The sequence below is a fragment of the Corynebacterium sp. H130 genome (assembly GCF_037572395.1).
In the GTDB taxonomy this organism is placed as follows: Bacteria; Actinomycetota; Actinomycetes; order Mycobacteriales; family Mycobacteriaceae; genus Corynebacterium.
The window spans coordinates 231,195-248,339 of record NZ_JBBHLA010000004.1 but is presented as its reverse complement, the minus strand read 5'-3'; the positions used below and the strand labels follow the sequence as shown (position 1 = coordinate 248,339).

Genomic DNA, 17,145 nt, shown 5'->3' with positions numbered 1-17,145 from the left:
CTATCCCTCCATCATGATCGCAGCGCCCGGGCCGAGCGGCAGATCCAACAAGTACCAGCCGAACAGGATTGCCACCCAGGCCAGCCAGAATGGCACCACGAACGGCACCAACCTAGACATCAGGGTGCCGAGGCCTGCTTCAGGCTCGTAGCGACGCAGCAGCCCCAAAATGACGATCATGTATGGGTTCAGCGGGGTCATGACCTGGGTGGCGGAGTCACCCACGCGGAACGCTGCCTGCACAAACGCAGGTTCATAGCCAATGAGTGCGAACATTGGCACGAAGACTGCAGCCATGAGGGTCCACATGGCCGAGCCCGAGATCACCAAGAGATTCAGGCAGGATGCCAACACGATGAAGGCCAGGATCGCCACGAAACCGGTGAGATGCATCGATTCGAGGAACGCGGCACCCTTCACCGCGGTATAGGTACCGATGCCGGTCCAGGAAAACAGTGCGACGAATTGCCCCAGGATGAAGGCCAGGACCAGGAAGTCGATCATGTCTTTCATCGCCAGGCCCATCATCGTGACGATGTCAGGCATGCCCTTGATATTGCCCAGCACCGCACCATACACGATGCCCATCACCATGAAGTAGGCAAAAACAATGAAGACGATGGAATCCAGCAGCGGTGACTTCGGCAGGAAGCTGCCAGCGTCATTTCGCCATGGAGAGCCCGGCACCAGGACAGACGCGAGCATCACCACGGTGAGAAGCAAGGAAGCTCCAAGCGATGCCCACAGTGCCTTCGACTCAATCGGAGAAAGCTGAGGGGACAGTTCATTTCCTTCTTCGTCGCGGTCGCCGCGATGCTTCGCATCCTCCGGGTCCACCGTTTCCTCAGTAGGAACACCCAGCTTCACCATGCGAGGTTCCAAGACCTTATCGGTGATGAAGCCAGCCAACAGGCCCAGCAGGAGTGCGGAAACAAAGTTGAAATAGAAGTTGGAAACCGGGTTGACTTCTGTCGCCGTGGTTCCCGGCAGGGTCGTCATCACCGCGTTCGTGATACCTGCGAAGAGGGCGTCAAGGCTCGTCGGGAAGAAAGACGTCGAGTAGCCAGCGCCCACCGACGCAAAGCCACCGAGCAAACCGGCCACCGGGTGGCGACCCGCGGCCTTAAACACCATGGCCGCGAGCGGCGGGATAACGACCCAGGCAGAGTCCGCCATGACGGACGCTGACACGCCAACGATGCCGACAGCATAAGGCAACGTCCATTTCTTGGCGGAGGCGAACAACCTGCGAACAAGAGCGCTCAGCATTCCCGAGCGCTCGGCAACGCCCACCGCCAACAGGATCGGAAGCACGGTGAGCAGCGGTGGGAACCCAATGTAGTTTTGGCCAATATTGGTGGTCAGCCACCGCATACCTTGGGAGGTGAACAGGCCATTGATGCGAAGCTCGTCTTTGCCTGGCACCATGACGCTCACCCCTGCCAGGTGCATGGCTGTCGATGCAACGCCTGTAATCAGGAACAGGATGAGGAAGAGGGTAAATGGCTCAGGCAGCTTGTTGCCCACCACTTCAATTGTGCCGAGCACTCTATCCCAGCGACCGGACGGCTGGGGGCGAGTACGCACTGGCTTTGCGACGCCTTGAGTCATACGATCAGTCCCATCATTCACATTTGCTAACTTTGTGATTCACCACACTATATGTGTTGTGATGGCAACCACATCGCTTTTGTAAACAATTGAGACCGAGTTGATACTTTTAGCTATTGAAAATTGCCAATTTAGCCAAGAACCCCGACGCTTCGCTTCATCACTTCGGCGAGAAACTCCCCGGAATCATCCCGCTGCCCCGGAGCAGCAATGCGCGGACAAGCGATAGCCAAGAAGCTTCCCGACCACACTTTGAGCAGCCCAAATTGCTCGTCGTAGCGCGCAAAGCCCCACTCAGAGAACCATTCAAAGAGCTGCGACACTAATCCTGGATCATGCAGCCATGCCCACACAGGTGGCCGACCATCAATAGAAAGCAGGAATGCTCCGCCATCTTGCTTGAGCAATGTGGCAGTCAATGGGAGAAAGCCGGCCTCTTCCCGTTTTTCAGACAGCTGCACTCGGGTTGGATCGACGTCATAACCGGGCTGAAAGTTCAATTGTTGCAGGCCTTTCCTTATCGCGCTTCCCGCGACCAAAGTGAGCCACGGGCCGATCTTTCCTTGCAGGCACCGTCAAGCGATGTGCGGTTGCCAGCCGACCGCCGCAAGGAGGCAAAAGGTCAGCTTCTGGATCGTGTGAGTCAGCCTACTAGAAATAGACCATGCTGTCTAACTTTTTCGGAGGATGTTTTCCATCTCCTTGCCACGAGCTAGCTCGTCCACCACTTTGTCCATGTAGCGGATCTTTTGCATCAAGGGGTCCTCGATGTCTTCGACTCGGTAGCCACAGATGACTCCCTTGATCTCACTAGCAGCTGGATTGAGCTCCGGAATGCGCTCAAAGAACTCTTGCAATGTCCAGTCACTGGCGGCTGCGTCCGCCAGCCCCGCAGCGTCAAAACCGGTGAGCCAGCACAGCACAGTATCGAGTTCATCCTTCGTCTTCCCTTTACGCTCCACCTTGGCCAAGTACAACGGATAGATACTGGCGAAGGTCATGGCAAAGACGCGCTCGTTGTTCATGAGTGAACATTCTATCCAGGTAGGCTGGTGACCATGTTGTCAGAGTTTGAAGCCATTGGCCTGCACATCCCCACGCTGGATAAGCTCGCACGAAACATTTCCCGGCGCGACGTTCCGACTGTGCGCACTGCACCCGGGCTCGACAGCCTGGGTTGTTTCACCGAAGCCAGCGGCGCCAGAGTACTCGTTGCTGAGAAAGGCGATGCCGTGGAGCTGTGGCCCACGCTCCGTTCGGAGGCCGAGCCACGCCCGGCGAACATTACGCTTGTGACGCCGTTTGTGGCGCTCACCGATGTTTTTGATGACGATCTCCAGCTGACCCACCGGTTGATCGCTGGTGTGGAGGATCCGTTCCGGTTCGAGCTGGAAGCCACCGCAGGCGTCAAGCAGGCATACTTTTCCGCTGTTCCTCTTGATGTCGCGGTGTATTCCTCCGAGGATGACTTTGACGGCCCTATTCCGTTTGGAGCCGACTTTATTTCTGCACCAGACTTGTTCGCGCTCTCCGAAGGCACGGTGGATCGCGCTGAGATTACGCCTTACATACACATGGGCTTGACCATTGGCGGCGTCGAGCAGCGAACAAATGAGCTCAACGGCGCCACCTTCAAAGTCGCGACAGTTTCAGAGAATCTACCTGTTACTGTCGCTCTACCGGATTCCTTCGAAGTAGAACCCGGGCAGTGGTTGTGGGGGACGTGGAAGCTGATGGTCTCACTCGGCTCGTGGGACTAGCCTAGGTGGCGCACGTTGTCGGCGACGTCGTCGATGAGGCGCGCATCATGCGAAATGAGCAGCACCCCAACCTCATTGGCCGCCACCTGTCGCAGCAGGTCAGCAATTACTTGTCGATTGTTCGGATCGAGCGCCGAGGTTGGTTCGTCGCACACTAAATAGCGTGGCCGTTGGGCCAGTGCCCTGGCTATCACTGCGCGCTGGAGCTGACCGTCGCTCACATCGGCGGGTTTTCGGTCGAGTAACTCCCGATCGAGATTCACTTCGTCACACAATGGGTCCGGCGTAGCGGGGCGTCCTGCGATTCGCTGGGGCTCTGAAATGATCTCGCGCAGCGTCCACCTCGGGTTGCACGCAGCCCGGGGTTGCTGCCCGATGAGTGCCACCTGGGTTGGGCGCGAGCGTCTGCGGTAGGTGATGCGGTGGCCGTCGATAAGCACGGTTCCGGCGTCTGGGGCGACGATTCCGGCGAGTGCGCGCGCGATGGAGGTCTTACCCGATCCCGAGGGGCCGGCAAGCCCAATGAGCTGGCCGGGGGCAAGGTCGAGGGAGAAGTCGAACACCTGGGCATGGCGGATGGTTATTGATTGGGCGCTAAGCAACTGTGTTCTCCCACCACGGTCGTTTGATCTGCGTATTCAGCAACGAGCTCTGTGTCGTGGCTGATGACGAGCACACCGATTCCATCATTCGCGAGTTGTCGCAGCAGCTCAAACATTGCCTTGCTGAGATGGGGATCGAGCGCGCTTGTCGGTTCGTCAGCAATGAGAGATTCGGGATCGGCCGCCAGCGCTGCGGCAATCGCTGCTCGTTGAGCCATACCGCCCGACAACTGGTGTGGATACAGCCGGGCGGTCTCCGCAGGTAGCTGCACCTTAGCGAGCAACTCCGCCTCAGTATGAGACGTGCGGTGCGCACCCACCACCTCGGCGAGCTGCGCCCCCACCCGACGCACGGGCGTGAAGGATTGCGCGGCAGCTTGCGGAACGTACCCCACTGCGCTTGTCGACGTCACATGCCCGCTCACCTTCGCGCCTCGCGGGATCCGGCCGACAAGGGCCCTGGCCAGGGTGGATTTACCTGCGCCGGACTCCCCAAGAACGGCATGCACTTCTCCCCTACGTACGAGCAGGCTCGTGGCTGGGAGGAGTTGTTTTTCGTCTAGGGAAATCGATACGTCCCTAGCCTCGAGGTCGCCTTCGGCAACAGGCATCTCTTCGCTCGTTCTGAGTTGCTTGCGTCCTCGCAGCATCATGACACCCGACAAGGTGGTGGCGAGCAGCACTCCGCCTGGGAAGACCAACGTCCACCAAGCCCCACTGGTGATATCGGTGCGGGACAGCTCCAACAGGGTTCCCAGCGACGGGTCATCGGGTTGCATGCCAAGGCCCAAAAACGACAGGGCCGACTCGTGCCACACCGCGTGAGGCAGCAACATGACGAAGGCGATGACACACTGTCCGAGAGCTGCTGGTGCTAAGTGTTTGCGCAGCACCCAGAACGTGCTGGCTCCCGCTCCATAAGACGCGGCGACAAAGTCCGATTCTCGCACAGACAGAACAGTGGATCGTACGACGCGCGCCACTGTCGTCCAGTGCGTAGCTGCGATGGCCAGCACCAAAGCAACAAGCGAACCTTTAAACAGGGCCACCACGACCACGGACAAAATGAGATGTGGAATCGAATTAACCGCGTCTGTGCATCGCATGAGGATGCGATCAGCCAGCCCACCTAATGCAGCAGCACCCAATCCGACAACAAGGCCAAAGAATGTGGCGAGCAAGGCTGACACCACGCCCACAGCCAAAGACACCCGCAATGACTGCGCCGTTCGCACCCACAGATCAAAACCGAAATGGTCAGTGCCAAACCAGTGGGAGGCACTCGGGGCGAGCAGCGCCTGAGCGAAGCTCGCATCCCCTGCACCCCACACCAGGGGCACGACGAGGGCATATGCCACTAAAAGTCCAAAGAGATACCTAGACATCGCTCACCCGCGGATCAAGCACAAGATAGGCCACGTCAGACATCAGGGAACCGACCATCACCAATACTGTGGTGGCGACGGTAATCACTGCCAGCAACGAGAAATCAACGGCAAGCGCTGATTCCACTGTTGCTTGGGCCAAGCCTGGCCAAGAAAACACTGATTCAATGATGACCGCACCTACGACAAGCTCGCCGAGCCGCGTGCCGAACACCGTCACCATCGGCAACACCGACATCGGCAACACATGCCCAACGAGTACTTGCCATCGAGAAAGCCCGCGCAGCTGTGCAGCTTCAACCGCCGGCGAATTCCACGCCGAGCGCGACGCTTCTTCCATCGCAAGCAACGGCCAGGGCAGTTGAGACAACCCTAGGACGAATGCGGGTGCAATCAAATACGGGCCCATTCCGCCAAGAGTTGGCACTGTACCCGGGGGCGCCGCCCCGCCTAGCGGAATGAGGTGTAGCAAAGTCCCGAACACCACGATGATTCCCAGTGCGTAAACGAAGGTGGGCGTTGCAGCTAGTGCCACTCCTAGGAAAGAAATAGTCTTCGCTACCAGGCCTTCAGGCTGCCATGCAGCCCAGATACCTAAGCCCACCGCGCCGACCAGGGCGATGATCAGTCCCGCGCCTGATAACACCAGTGTCCATGGCACGCGCTCAGCCATCACATCTGCAACGGGTTTGTTGTACAGATGCGAAAAGCCCGCATCTCCTCGCAGCAATCCGCCCCACCAGGACAACAACTGCTGCCACCAAGGCTTGTCAAAGCCTGCTGCGCTTCTGAGCTGTTCCAGTTCACCGGGTGTGAACTTCCCGTATTGACTTCCCAGCCGGTACGCCAACGGATCAAACGGTGACGCGGCTGCCAGGCCAAACACCACCGCCGTCACCGCAATTGAGGTCAGAGCAATGGCAACTAGTCGTCGCCCAATGAGACGGGGTACCGACTCCAGGCTCCCACGCATGATTAGCGGGTCCACTCAGCAAGTCGCCACCACGGACCCCACATTGCGCCATGAACGTGAGGCTCGAGCTGCAGCTCAGGCTTTTGCCACTTGTTTGGCTTCGACACGTATACGTGATCGACGGTGCCGATCATCACCAAGGACGGATTCTCCATGTACAAGCCCTGGGCCTTGTGCCACAGCTCGTTAGCGCGAGTTGGGTCGGCTTCTCGCATGGCTTGTACGAGCACCCCATCTAGTTCTGCGGAACCGTAGTTTCCGGCGTTGTGGTACGGGCTGGTCTCTGGGGTCCGGGTGTGCAGATAGTCCACCGCAGCCATCGTGAGATCGTATGGCATTTCACCGCCGCCCAGAATCACTGCGGCGCTAGACATCTTCGGAGTGATCTCGTCCCACGTGCCAGCCATAGGCTGCACATCAATGCCCACTTTCTTCATGTGAGCTGCGAATTCAATCGCGACATCTCGGCGCGTGGTGTCAACGCCGGTGTAGTAAAGCGACATTTCCAGACGCACCCCGCCCTTCGCGCGAACGCCATCGCTACCTCGTCGCCAGCCAGCTTCATCCAGGAGCTGTTCCGCTTTGGCTACATCCAGTGGGTAGGTCGCTGCTGGATTGTAGGCGTCGCCGTACACCGGGGAAATGGGGGTGCTTGCTGGCGCGCCGTATCCTGCCAGCGGGCCGTCGATAAGCGCCTGCCGGTTCGTGGCGAGGTTCATCGCGCGCCGTACAGCTGGGTCGAGGCCGGCGGGAAGGGACACTGCCCGCCAGTCTGCGCCCTTTGCGACGTCCATATGAACGCGCTCGTTTGACCGGAAGTTTTTCGCCTGGACCTGCGGGATGACTGCCCCATCGAGTTCGCCTGCGGCTACGCGTTGGCCTCGTGACGCATCGTCGGCGGCGGACGTGATGATCAGCTCCTTGATTTCAGGAGCGCCCGCCCAGTAGTCCTCATTGGCTACGAATACGGAGTCATTTCCCCGGCGTTCCTGAAGTTTGTACGCGCCGGTACCCACAGGGTGGGCTGCGAGATCACTAGAAGGAAACTCCTGTTCAGTTAGTTTTTCCGATGGAGTGATAGGGTACGTCAGCCGAGCAGAAATATCTGACAATGGCTCTTTCAAATAGAAAACAACCTCGTGCGGAGTTGTGGCTTCTACCCTGTCAATGACGGAGTAGGAGCCAGCCACTTCAGAGCCACGCCCGGTGTCTTTGGCTGCCTCGTAGCTGGCCACCACGTCAGCGGCATCGAATGCTGTTCCGTCACTGAAGGTGATTCCCTCCTTCAGAGTCACAGTCCAGGTGCTGCCGTGCCGAGCAGGTTGAGCAGCCGCCAATGCGGGTTCAAAACTCGGCAGCTGCCCCTGGCCTCGCGGAACGGGGCGCAGCAGACCATCGTAAATCGGCGATACGCCAGCTTGGCCATACCCAGAAGTGGGATGAAAATTGGACATCCCTTCGCCCTCTGAGACGACCAAGCGAGTTGGGTACTCGTCTACTGCGCTCGTGCGTGAAGGATCACCGCACGAGGCAAGGGCTAGTGACGCAATAAGCAGGGTGGGCAAGTATTCCTTCATACCTACTGTGTTTACTCGCCCTGACCTCAATAATCAAACATTCAATTGAATATTCGGACGTTGATGGATGTCGAGTGGCAATTATCACCTAGATGCGCTTAATTCCCCAGCACACAATTCGCAATCAGCTGGTCAATCGCCCGCACGTCCACTCCCCGGCCGATCTGAATTTTGATGCGCCCTTCTTTGGTCCACAGCTCGATTTCGGTGGTGATGTCAAACGTGCCGGCGTTTTCCGTCGACCACATGTGCACCTGTGAAAATGGAATTGAGTAGACCTCTGATTTCCTTCCGGTTACCCCTTGCGTGTCTTTAAGAATGAGGCGCTTGGTGGTGAACACCGCAGAATCACGAAGCGTGGCAAAAGCGGCCACGGGATGTTCTCCCCTCGCGAGGATTCCCGGGATTTCCTTCGGAATTTCAATAGAACGTTGCAGAGTAAGGTGTGCGAGATAAATAGGTTCCATACCCGCACAGGATAATGCTCACATACCGTGAGCGCAGCGCTTAGTTGCCCGCCAGTTCCTCGTAGACCTTCATCATCGCTTCAGCTTGGGAATGAACCGACCACTGCCCGGCCAGTTCCTTGGAGCGCAAGGACGCTGCTGCCTTCCATTCCGGATCCTCCAGACGATCGATCATGCGCAGCAGAACAGCAGCCAGCGAAATCGGCGAAGGGCCCGAGAATTCACCATTCACACCCGGCTCAATGACCAGGTTGAGCTCGCTATCCACGGCCACGATTGGTAGGCCGGCAAGCGCCGCTTCATGCAGGACAAGTGCCTGGGTATCTGTCTGGGATGGGAACGCGAATAGGTCAGCCATGGCATAGAACGAACCAAGGTCTGCGCGTGGCCGCTCACCGGGCAGGATGAGGTTGTATTTGTCCTTCATCTTGGCGATCTGCTTGCGAAGCTTAGGGTGCTGTTCCCAATTTCCGACGATCATTAGTTGCGCATCCGGCCTGATTTCGGTGACCAGGACAAAGGCGTCGAGAAGCAAGCTGATGCTCTTCTCTGGCGCGACGCGCCCCGCGTACATGATGAGGGGACCTTCGCCGCGTTCCACTGGAGGTTCACCGATCGGGAGCGGGTCGACGCCATTGGGCACGCACCGCACGTTCGCTTTCGGCGCGAGGATTTGCGCGCGGTTGCAAGTCTTCGGTGACGGCGCGGTGACGATGTCGGCTTCGTTGAGCATTTTGCGCATCAAGCCCAGCAGGGAGGCATTATCTCCCAGCTCCAGACGTGCTTCTTTGATCGCCTTGGCGTCGTAAACTTCGGAGTTGTTCATGCGCGCAAACAGACGAACCACGCCCTTGAGCAGTGGCAACACCGCCGGGTAGTGCTCGGCGTACGCATCAAAATCCGTGTGCCACGTGACCAGCAGCGGAACGTCGAGACGCAGCGCGGCCCACAGCCCGAGCACGCCAATCGGCCCAAACCCGTGCACGTGGATAACATCGGGCCGGTTGTTCGCCAGCTTCTTGATTGTCTTCTTAAAACCACGCCCCGACGCCACACGCACAGGCAGCTTCGGCACAAACACCGATGGCAGCCGAATCTCTTCTCGGCGCGGATTATCCTTGTGCGGGTTTGGCCCCTTTGCCTGCGGTGACACCACAATCACCTCATGTCCTCGCGACAGCAAATCTCCTTCGAGCTGCTGCACCGCAACCAGCAGGCCGTTGCGTGCGGGACCGTAGTTGTCAACAAACTGGGCGATCTTCATTATTTAGAATTTAGTACCACTTCCCCACTTCGGCCTGTTTTGGGCGGGGCTTTTCGACGGCCGTCGGGCTGACTCCACAGCGCCGAAGCCATTTCCGTGCCCCCCAATAAATCACCCTTGAGTTAGCTACATCCCCAGCAACACGCGCAGCTCAGTAGCTATGCGATCGAGTCGCTGCTTCGCCTGCGTACGTGGCACCTCTTGCCCAGTGACAGGTAGCACCACCTCGAGATAGCACTTGAGCTTCGGTTCCGTTCCGCTTGGTCGCACGATCACGCGATCATCGGCTTCTGTGCGGAAATACAGCCCTTCAGTCACACCTGCCGGATGCTCCCCCTTCGCCAAGTCCAGGAATTCGACCACTGACGAGCCCGCGAGGGAAGTTGGAGGCGTGGCTCGGAGCGTCGACATGGCAGCTGCGATCAGCCCAAGATCGGACACCCGGAAGGTCAGCGGAGCGGTGAGGTACAGGCCATGCTCGCGGGCAAGGTCATCGAGCTTGTCCCCCAAGGTCTGACCCGATGCTTTGAGCGTCGCTGCCATGCTTGCCACCAGCACTGATGCGCCAATTCCGTCTTTGTCGGCCACGTGGGAAGGATCGGAACAATAACCGATTGCTTCCTCGTAACCAAAGGCCAGGTCGGGCGTCCTGGCGATCCATTTAAAACCAGTAAGCGTGGCCTGGTGCTGCAGGCCGTGAGTGGTGGCGATCTTCGCCAGGAGTCGGGAAGAAACAATCGAGTTAGCAAAAGTGCCCTTTGCGCCACGGGAAGCGAGGTAGTCCCCTAGCAAGGCGCCCAATTCGTCGCCGGAAAGCTGCTGCCAACCTTCCAAGGTAGGAACAGCAACTGCGCAGCGGTCGGCATCTGGGTCGTAGGCAATGATGATGTCGGCATTGATGGATGCCGCATGGGCCTTTGCCAGGTCCAAAGCGCCGCGTTCCTCCGGATTCGGGAAAGACACGGTTGGGAAGTCGGGATCTGGCTCGGATTGCTCGGGCACCATCGAGACGTTGAAGCCGAGTTCGGACAGGATCTGCTGGCCTAGCGTTCCTCCCACACCATGCATAGCCGTGAGCGCAATGGTGAGCGAGCGATCAGGGCCTGCCAGTGTGCATGCTCGGGCGACGTAGTCCGCACGCGGATCAATGTGTGTGATGCCCGAGGTCGACAGCGGAATTTCGTCGGCAACGGGAGCTTTGACAAAGCACTCGGCAATTTCTGCATCGGCTGGAGAGACCAGCTGCACGCCTTCCTCACTACCTGTCGCCACTCGACCGCCGAGGTACACCTTGTACCCGTTATCAGCCGGCGGGTTGTGCGAAGCGGTCACCATGATGGCGGCGTCCGCGCCGTATTTCTTCACCGCAAATGCCGTCAGCGGAGTCGGGTTCTGGGGCGGAAGCAACAGCGCTTGACCGCCAAGAGCTGAAATCACTCCGGCTGCTGCCTGCTGAAATTTCGCGGAGCCATGCCTAGCATCGCAGCCGACGACCACCACTGGATCAGCATCAATCTTGGAGCGAATCCAAGTCACCAACCCCCACGTCACCCTGGTTACTACCGCGATATTGAGCCGGGACTCCCCCGCCCCGACCTCGGCTCGCAGGCCCGCTGTGCCGAAGGTAAGGGGACCTGCAAAAAGAGGAGCTAGTGACGCCGTGTCCCCAGCAGCAACCAAGTCCTGCACGATCTTCTTAGTAGCAGGATCCGGATCGTGCTCTGCCCACTGCGCTGCAGTGTCAAGGAGCGTCATTCGAGCTCTCCCAAAATCGTGGCAGACGCAGACAGTCCCAGACGTGTTGCACCTGCTGCGATCATCTCGCGAGCAGCTTCAGCCGTGCGGATACCACCCGATGCTTTCACCCCAAGTCGGCCACCGACAGTTTGCGCCATCAGGGACACTGCATGAACCGTAGCTCCTCCGGCCGGATGGAAACCCGTTGAAGTCTTGACGAAGTCAGCGCCGGCGGCTTCGGCTGCGCGACAGGAATCGATGATTTGGTCGTCGTTAAGCGCGGCAGATTCGATGATGACTTTGAGGACGCCGGGCACCTCAGCGCGGACCGCGGCGATCTCCGCCTCGAGTTCGGACCAACGCCCCTCCTTGGCCAAAGAAATGTTTATAACCATGTCGATTTCTTCCGCGCCGTCGCGGACGGCTTGCGCTGCCTCGAAGGCCTTCACGCTCGGATGAACCGCGCCGGAGGGAAACCCCACTACGGTTGCCACATGCAGCCCCTCAGGGACGGATACGGGCAGCTGAGACGGCGAAACACAAATGGAATAGGCACCCAGGCGGTGCGCTTCAGCGACGAGCTCCGCCACGTCCGCCACGGTCGCTTCCGGCTTGAGCAACGTGTGGTCAATGAGTCGAGCAACGGTCTCTTTTTCAGACATGGGAGGCCTCCTTGGTAGCCAGGAATCGATCGGCAAAAAGATAGATCACGGCGCCGGAGATGGCGACGAAAGCAAGCACCCACAGTACCGTGGCGTACAACTGCCCCGACGCTGTCGTTGCGCCCGAGAGTCCGGCAAACCACGTCACGGAAAGATCTTGCAGTTTTGCTGAATATGCAATTCCCAGCGGGATCGCAATATTGATGGTGAGGTTGTAAAAGCCAATGGCAATGCCTGACTTAGCAGCAGTGATGTTCTGCAACGCCGTCTTCACCAGCGGGGCGTACATGAGCGCGAATCCGGAAGCGAACAGCACGATGGCGACGATCAGAATTGCAACGTGAGCTTCGATGAACACTGCGGCAAGCACCAGTGCGGAAATGATCATTCCCAGCGCAGTGAAGATCGCTGCCCGGGAGGACAGCACCTTTCCGATGAGCCCAGAAAAGATGCCAACGAGCACCGCACAGACGTATCCGGGGACCATGAGCAGCGCGGACTGGTCTTGGGTGAGACCATGGAGCTTCTCGCCGGCGAATGGAAGCAGGAAGATAAATCCAAGCTGCGTGGAGTAAATAATGAGTACCAACACCAGCGCCCAAACGTATCGGCCATTGTGGAAAAATTCGGGTGCAACCATCGCGCCGGAATGCGCGGAAACATGCCATGCGAACAGCGCAATGCCGACGACTGCTGGGATAAGCCACAACCAGTTAAATGCCTGCATGTACATCGTCAGGCTGGCCGCGAACACAGCGATGAGCAACAACCCGAAAACATCCAGGTGACCTTCCACGGCCTCGTCTTCAGGCACGGTTTTGTAGATCACTGGTGCAATAAGCAACAGCACGAGTGGCACCAGGAACATCGCCGTCCAGGACATATAAGTGGCAATGTAACCGGAGGTCAGCGCACCAACAAGCAGTCCCATTTGGAAGGCCGCGGTGGAAAACCCGAGATACGTCTTTTGGTCTTTTTCGGACAGATGCTTGGTCACATAGATGACGTACAGCGTTTCCGCGGCGGCCAGGCCGGTGGTTTGAATCAGGCGCCCAGCCAGCACGAGAGGCCACGATCCGGAGCCAAAGAATCCGATGAGGGAGCCGACCGTAATCAGCGCGATGCCGGTGAGCATCAGCTTTCGAATCGAGATGGAGTCGGCTAGCGCAGCATAGAAAACTGCACCAATGCCGATGATCACTCCGGCCAATGATGCCTGCAGGCTCGCAGTATTTCCGGAAATGCCGAGGCCTTCCGCAATGGGACCGGTCATCGTTTTGAAACCGTTGTCAACGATCAGGCAAAAGACGAAGGCGAACAGCAGGGCTGGGACAGCAGCTTTGGGATTTACGTGTTCTTTCATGGCAGCCCCGCGAGTGGCAGTGCGATTTCCATCATCGCGGTGAACGCAGTCTGGCGCTCAGTCGCCGTCGTTTGCTCACCTGTGATGATGTTGTCCGAAGCAGTGAATAGGCCCAGCGCTTCGATGCCGTGGCGCGCAGCGATTGCGTAGAGTGCTGCGGTTTCCATTTCAACGCCGAGTACGCCCATTCCGGACCAGCGGTCGTTGGCAGTTGGGTCGTCATGATAGAAAATGTCCGAGGACAGGACGTTGCCCACGTGGTAGCGTGCCCCGTGCTTTTCTGCCTCATCGACGGCCGCCTTGAGCAGCTTCCACGATGCCGTTGGAGCCCAGGTACCAGGCAAGTTGTACTGGCTGATGAAATTGGAATCGGTGGAGGCTGCCATCGCGAAGACGATGTCATAGAGGTTGACGTCCTTTTGCAGACCACCGCACGAGCCGATTCGGATGATTCGCTGTACGTCGTAGAACTTCACCAATTCCGAAGCGTAGATGCCGATGGATGGCATGCCCATTCCGGATCCCATGATGGAGACTTCGTGGCCTTGGTAGGTTCCGGTGAATCCGAACATGTTGCGGACTCCGTTGAACTGAACAACGTCTTCGAGGTAAGTTTCCGCGATGAACTTTGCGCGCAGCGGATCGCCTGGCATCAAAACAGTCTTGGCGATCGGCGCGCCATTGGGGTTGATGTGAGGGGTATTGGTGGTGGACATGGCGCTTCCCTTCTGATCGACAGGAATTTTCTAGCGCCCACCCTACCTGGACTCGTTCCTGTTTACGGCTGCCCCGATGACCAGTATCGTTATCATCGTGAGGTCAAATACTCCCATATCTGCGCAAAGACTGCGCGACAAGCTGATCAATTCAGCTGTCGCGTTGGCCTCTGTACCTCACCCCGTCGACGTCACTCTCCGTCGAGTGGCCGACATGCACGGCGTGCACATTAATGAGGTGCGTCAGATTTTTCCGGATGATCGCGCGCTTATCGACGCTGCGAAAGCGTATTTGCGCCAGATGTTTGTCGATTTCATGCCTGCCCCAAACGCAGAGGGTTTTGACGAGGCTCTCACAGAAGTCATCATCCATTTTGCGAAGTTTTCCACGGCAAATGCCCAAATCTGCCGCGCAATGTGCAATCTCTTTGCGTTGTCGCCGGACATCACTGATACGCACGCTAACCCGGTGTACGAAACACTCAATGCGCTCATCCTCCGGGAGGCCCCGGGGGTGTCAGAATGGGTTCGCGTCACTCGTTCGCTAGCCATTTTGTCGGCTTTGCACGGTTATGCCCATTTGTGCACCGCTGGAGTTCTCCGCCACCTTAGTACCCCGGTGAAGGATCATCTCGCTGTCGCACTCGCTTCGCACATTGTTGCAGGAATCGGCGATTCGCTTCACAGCGGATGCGGACTAGTTATCGAACCGCACCATATTGTTGGCCCACTCGACCTCTCACCAGTACCGAGCGCTAAGAGTTTCCCACGCGCTAACTGCGAGGAAGCAAAGATGGCGCTGTTCCGAGGCGCGGTTGAAATTGCTATCAATCGTGGCGTCGACATGGTCACTTTCGACGACGCAGCTGCGCAGGCAGGTCTGACGATGGAACGAGCCCGCTGCCTGGTCACGCCTGATGAACCACTCCATTTGCAGCTCGAGCGCTATATGAATTCCCTGGTGGCAGGTGCCATCCGGAAACAGATGAATGAGGCGGCAGGTTCTAGTTCATTACTTGCTCAGGGCAAAGCCAACAGTTTGGGATACGTGGCGTTTGCACTCACTGACCCGGTGGGCCTTGACGTGTTTACCGAGGTATGTAGCGGATCCATCATCACCACCAACTTTGCCAGCGGGAACAGCCACTTTGAGCAGGATGAAGCCTTTGAAATTTTGGTGAAGCTGGTCCGAGATCTCATCGTCGAAGGTGGTGGACCTCAAGAAGCTTGGGCGCTGTATGAAAGCACCCTTGTGCTCTGGTGCGTCTGCCACGGCCTTGCCCACGGCGTCTCCGGAGGCCCTATGCACAGACTGCCGTTGAAGGTGAAAATAGATATTGCGGGGCCGGTCATGGACCTCAACTTGGAGGGGTTCATCAAGCGACTAGAGCTAGATTTGCCTGGTGCTGTCCGCGAAGAAATCGTACGCCGCTAGTTCCTAGCGGAGAACCTTCCGCATTGCTTGGTCGGCAAGTTCTTCACCCGCGCCGTCGTAGAGGTACACGGCTACGTTGGCCCCGCCGTCGAGAAGCTCCTGGCAATGTTTGCGCACCTGCGTTGTGCTCGCAACCACCACGTCTTTATTGTGGCGACGAATCGACTCCAAGATTTGGACGGCGTCGAAATGCGCGGGCACGGCGAGAACGATGAGCTTGGGTTGGCGGGTCAGCTCGATGCGTCGCCAGAGTTCATGGTCGGTGGCATCACCTGCGATGATGTTGTGTCCGGTGGCGCGCAGGCGCTCGATGCGTTCTTCGTCAAAGTCGATGCCGTAGACGCGCAGGCCGTATTCGTCGTGGAGGCGGTGGTACACACCGAGTCCGACGCGCCCCATGCCGAGCACCAGGGCGTCGCAGTCGTGCACCACCACTGGCCTCTCGTCGGGTGCTAGTCGCTCCACGGGCAGTTCTTTGATTCCGCGCAGAATCCACGGCAACAGCTTTTCTTCCTGCGCGGACGCCACTGACCCGACGATGAAGCTGCCGGCAACCGCGATCGCCATGATGGAGGTCCAGGTCGGCCCTACCACGCCCTTGTCGACGGCTACCGCTGTGACAATCAAACCGAACTCGGAATAGTTCGCCAGGGTTAATCCCGAGAGCGCACTAGTACGCGCGGACATACCCACGCGGTGAATGATCGCGATGAAGATGAGAGCCTTTGCGAACAACGCCAGAATCAAGATTCCGGCGATAAGGAAACCACCTGCATTTGGCAGACCGCCTAGGCCAATTTGTAGGAAGAAACCAACCAGCAGTAGTTCGCGGACGCTAAGCAAAGCGTCGGACAGCCGGTCTGACACCGGGTGCCCGGACAACAAGATGCCCGCGACCAGAGAACCAAGCGATCCCGAAAGCCCAGCGAGTTCAAACAACGAATATGCGCCAACAGCGATGCCGATGCCAGTGAGGACCAGCAATTCGGTCCGGAACATGCGGTCTGGAAGCCGTGTCACGAGAGGCCGGAGCAGCAGTAGCAAAGGCAGAACGAGGGCCCACATTTCAGGTCGTTTGCCTGAGGAGGCTACGAGTACGCCGACGGCGATAATGTCCTGTAAGACGAGCACACCAATGGCGATGCGGCCGACCGCAGAACCGCTACGGCTTTGCTCTTCCAACTGACTCATCACAAACACTGTGGAAGAAAACGATGTCGCGATGCCGATGTAGATGAGCGAGGTGAAGCTCAGTCCGGCCAGTTCTTTTAGTGGTAGGAAGCTGGCCAGCCCAAAGATCACCGCAAAGATCGCGGTGTTTGCTATCGCATGTCCTGTTGCCGACCCCACCACTCGGGGCCCAGCGATGTCACGGGGATTGAGTTTCAAGCCAATTGTGAATAGCAGCGTGGTGACGCCGAGTTCAGCCATGTTGTCTACGAAGGGAATGCTGTTCAATCCGATCGCACTGATGGCGAATCCCGCACCCAAGAAACCGATCAGGGGTGGCAGTCGCAGCACAGCGGCGACGAAGCCACCGATGATGGCAAAGAGCAGAGCTGTCAGGTACAGGGAATTCACAGCACAACGATA

The 17,145-nt window shown here is 58.2% G+C and carries 16 protein-coding genes and 1 riboswitch; of the genes, 2 read left to right on the top strand and 14 right to left on the bottom strand.

What is annotated here, in order from left to right; all coding sequences use genetic code 11:
• The 3 genes from WG939_RS09320 to WG939_RS09310 form a co-directional block, all read right to left on the bottom strand.
• Positions 1 to 1,611 carry an AbgT family transporter gene (locus tag WG939_RS09320; protein ID WP_339985030.1) on the bottom strand — a complete coding sequence of 537 codons (1,611 nt, stop codon included), beginning with the start codon at positions 1,609 to 1,611 and terminating at the stop codon, positions 1 to 3.
• Positions 1,612 to 1,742: 131 nt separating this feature from the next.
• On the bottom strand, positions 1,743 to 2,111 hold the full coding sequence (locus WG939_RS09315; RefSeq protein ID WP_339985028.1) for a hypothetical protein: 369 nt from the start codon (positions 2,109 to 2,111) through the stop codon (positions 1,743 to 1,745).
• 17 nt (positions 2,112 to 2,128) lie between these two features.
• Positions 2,129 to 2,247: riboswitch (SAM riboswitch) on the bottom strand.
• A gap of 35 nt (positions 2,248 to 2,282) precedes the next feature.
• A complete protein-coding gene (locus WG939_RS09310; RefSeq protein WP_339985026.1) occupies positions 2,283 to 2,636 on the bottom strand; it encodes a DUF2200 domain-containing protein in 354 nt (117 codons plus the stop codon).
• A gap of 33 nt (positions 2,637 to 2,669) precedes the next feature.
• Here WG939_RS09310 and WG939_RS09305 point away from each other — a divergent pair, with 33 nt between their 5' ends.
• Positions 2,670 to 3,371 carry a hypothetical protein gene (locus tag WG939_RS09305; RefSeq protein ID WP_339985024.1) on the top strand — a complete coding sequence of 234 codons (702 nt, stop codon included), beginning with the start codon at positions 2,670 to 2,672 and terminating at the stop codon, positions 3,369 to 3,371.
• Here the strand turns inward: WG939_RS09305 and WG939_RS09300 are convergent.
• The 10 genes from WG939_RS09300 to deoD all read right to left on the bottom strand — a co-directional run bounded on the left by WG939_RS09300 (position 3,368) and on the right by deoD (position 14,117).
• On the bottom strand, positions 3,368 to 3,973 hold the full coding sequence (locus WG939_RS09300; RefSeq protein WP_339985022.1) for an ABC transporter ATP-binding protein: 606 nt from the start codon (positions 3,971 to 3,973) through the stop codon (positions 3,368 to 3,370). The two genes, WG939_RS09305 and WG939_RS09300, sit on opposite strands and share 4 nt — an antisense overlap.
• Complete coding sequence (locus WG939_RS09295) at positions 3,952 to 5,331, bottom strand: ABC transporter permease subunit (protein ID WP_339985020.1); 1,380 nt, start codon at positions 5,329 to 5,331, stop codon at positions 3,952 to 3,954. The genes WG939_RS09300 and WG939_RS09295 overlap by 22 nt, the downstream gene beginning before the upstream one ends.
• A gap of 19 nt (positions 5,332 to 5,350) precedes the next feature.
• Positions 5,351 to 6,331 (bottom strand): ABC transporter permease, encoded by a 981-nt coding sequence (locus tag WG939_RS09290; protein ID WP_339985018.1) that lies wholly within the window; start codon positions 6,329 to 6,331, stop codon positions 5,351 to 5,353.
• Positions 6,332 to 6,333: 2 nt separating this feature from the next.
• Complete coding sequence (locus tag WG939_RS09285; protein ID WP_339985016.1) at positions 6,334 to 7,908, bottom strand: ABC transporter substrate-binding protein; 1,575 nt, start codon at positions 7,906 to 7,908, stop codon at positions 6,334 to 6,336.
• 98 nt (positions 7,909 to 8,006) lie between these two features.
• Positions 8,007 to 8,375: a PH domain-containing protein gene (locus WG939_RS09280; RefSeq protein ID WP_339985014.1), complete on the bottom strand. Its 369-nt coding sequence runs from the start codon at positions 8,373 to 8,375 to the stop codon at positions 8,007 to 8,009.
• A gap of 40 nt (positions 8,376 to 8,415) precedes the next feature.
• Positions 8,416 to 9,639, bottom strand: coding sequence for a glycosyltransferase (locus WG939_RS09275; protein WP_339985012.1), 1,224 nt, complete (start codon positions 9,637 to 9,639; stop codon positions 8,416 to 8,418).
• A 126-nt stretch (positions 9,640 to 9,765) separates the two neighbouring features.
• Entirely contained in the window at positions 9,766 to 11,394 is a 1,629-nt protein-coding gene (locus WG939_RS09270) for a phospho-sugar mutase (protein WP_339985010.1), read from the bottom strand.
• On the bottom strand, positions 11,391 to 12,038 hold the full coding sequence (gene deoC, locus WG939_RS09265) for a deoxyribose-phosphate aldolase (RefSeq protein ID WP_339985008.1): 648 nt from the start codon (positions 12,036 to 12,038) through the stop codon (positions 11,391 to 11,393). Before deoC ends, WG939_RS09270 begins: the two co-directional genes overlap by 4 nt.
• A complete protein-coding gene (locus tag WG939_RS09260) occupies positions 12,031 to 13,401 on the bottom strand; it encodes an MFS transporter (protein ID WP_339985006.1) in 1,371 nt (456 codons plus the stop codon). The genes deoC and WG939_RS09260 overlap by 8 nt, the downstream gene beginning before the upstream one ends.
• Positions 13,398 to 14,117, bottom strand: coding sequence for a purine-nucleoside phosphorylase (gene deoD / locus WG939_RS09255; protein ID WP_339985004.1), 720 nt, complete (start codon positions 14,115 to 14,117; stop codon positions 13,398 to 13,400). The genes WG939_RS09260 and deoD overlap by 4 nt, the downstream gene beginning before the upstream one ends.
• 76 nt (positions 14,118 to 14,193) lie before the next feature.
• Here deoD and WG939_RS09250 point away from each other — a divergent pair, with 76 nt between their 5' ends.
• Positions 14,194 to 15,552, top strand: coding sequence for a hypothetical protein (locus WG939_RS09250; protein ID WP_339985002.1), 1,359 nt, complete (start codon positions 14,194 to 14,196; stop codon positions 15,550 to 15,552).
• Between the two features lie 3 nt (positions 15,553 to 15,555).
• Here WG939_RS09250 and WG939_RS09245 read toward each other — a convergent pair whose 3' ends face one another.
• On the bottom strand, positions 15,556 to 17,133 hold the full coding sequence (locus tag WG939_RS09245) for a cation:proton antiporter family protein (protein WP_339985000.1): 1,578 nt from the start codon (positions 17,131 to 17,133) through the stop codon (positions 15,556 to 15,558).
• Positions 17,134 to 17,145 lie beyond the last annotated feature (12 nt).

Bases quoted from the DNA above. Each gene is read 5' to 3' on its own strand.
- WG939_RS09285 (WP_339985016.1), bottom strand. From the start codon at position 7,908: ATGAAGGAATACTTGCCCACCCTGCTTATTGCGTCACTAGCCCTTGCC.
- WG939_RS09310 (WP_339985026.1), bottom strand. From the start codon at position 2,636: ATGAACAACGAGCGCGTCTTTGCCATGACCTTCGCCAGTATCTATCCG.
- deoC (WP_339985008.1), bottom strand. From the start codon at position 12,038: ATGTCTGAAAAAGAGACCGTTGCTCGACTCATTGACCACACGTTGCTC.
- WG939_RS09275 (WP_339985012.1), bottom strand. From the start codon at position 9,639: ATGAAGATCGCCCAGTTTGTTGACAACTACGGTCCCGCACGCAACGGC.
- WG939_RS09280 (WP_339985014.1), bottom strand. From the start codon at position 8,375: ATGGAACCTATTTATCTCGCACACCTTACTCTGCAACGTTCTATTGAA.
- WG939_RS09250 (WP_339985002.1), top strand. From the start codon at position 14,194: ATGACCAGTATCGTTATCATCGTGAGGTCAAATACTCCCATATCTGCG.
- WG939_RS09320 (WP_339985030.1), bottom strand. From the start codon at position 1,611: ATGACTCAAGGCGTCGCAAAGCCAGTGCGTACTCGCCCCCAGCCGTCC.
- WG939_RS09260 (WP_339985006.1), bottom strand. From the start codon at position 13,401: ATGAAAGAACACGTAAATCCCAAAGCTGCTGTCCCAGCCCTGCTGTTC.
- WG939_RS09305 (WP_339985024.1), top strand. From the start codon at position 2,670: ATGTTGTCAGAGTTTGAAGCCATTGGCCTGCACATCCCCACGCTGGAT.
- WG939_RS09270 (WP_339985010.1), bottom strand. From the start codon at position 11,394: ATGACGCTCCTTGACACTGCAGCGCAGTGGGCAGAGCACGATCCGGAT.
- WG939_RS09290 (WP_339985018.1), bottom strand. From the start codon at position 6,331: ATGCGTGGGAGCCTGGAGTCGGTACCCCGTCTCATTGGGCGACGACTA.
- deoD (WP_339985004.1), bottom strand. From the start codon at position 14,117: ATGTCCACCACCAATACCCCTCACATCAACCCCAATGGCGCGCCGATC.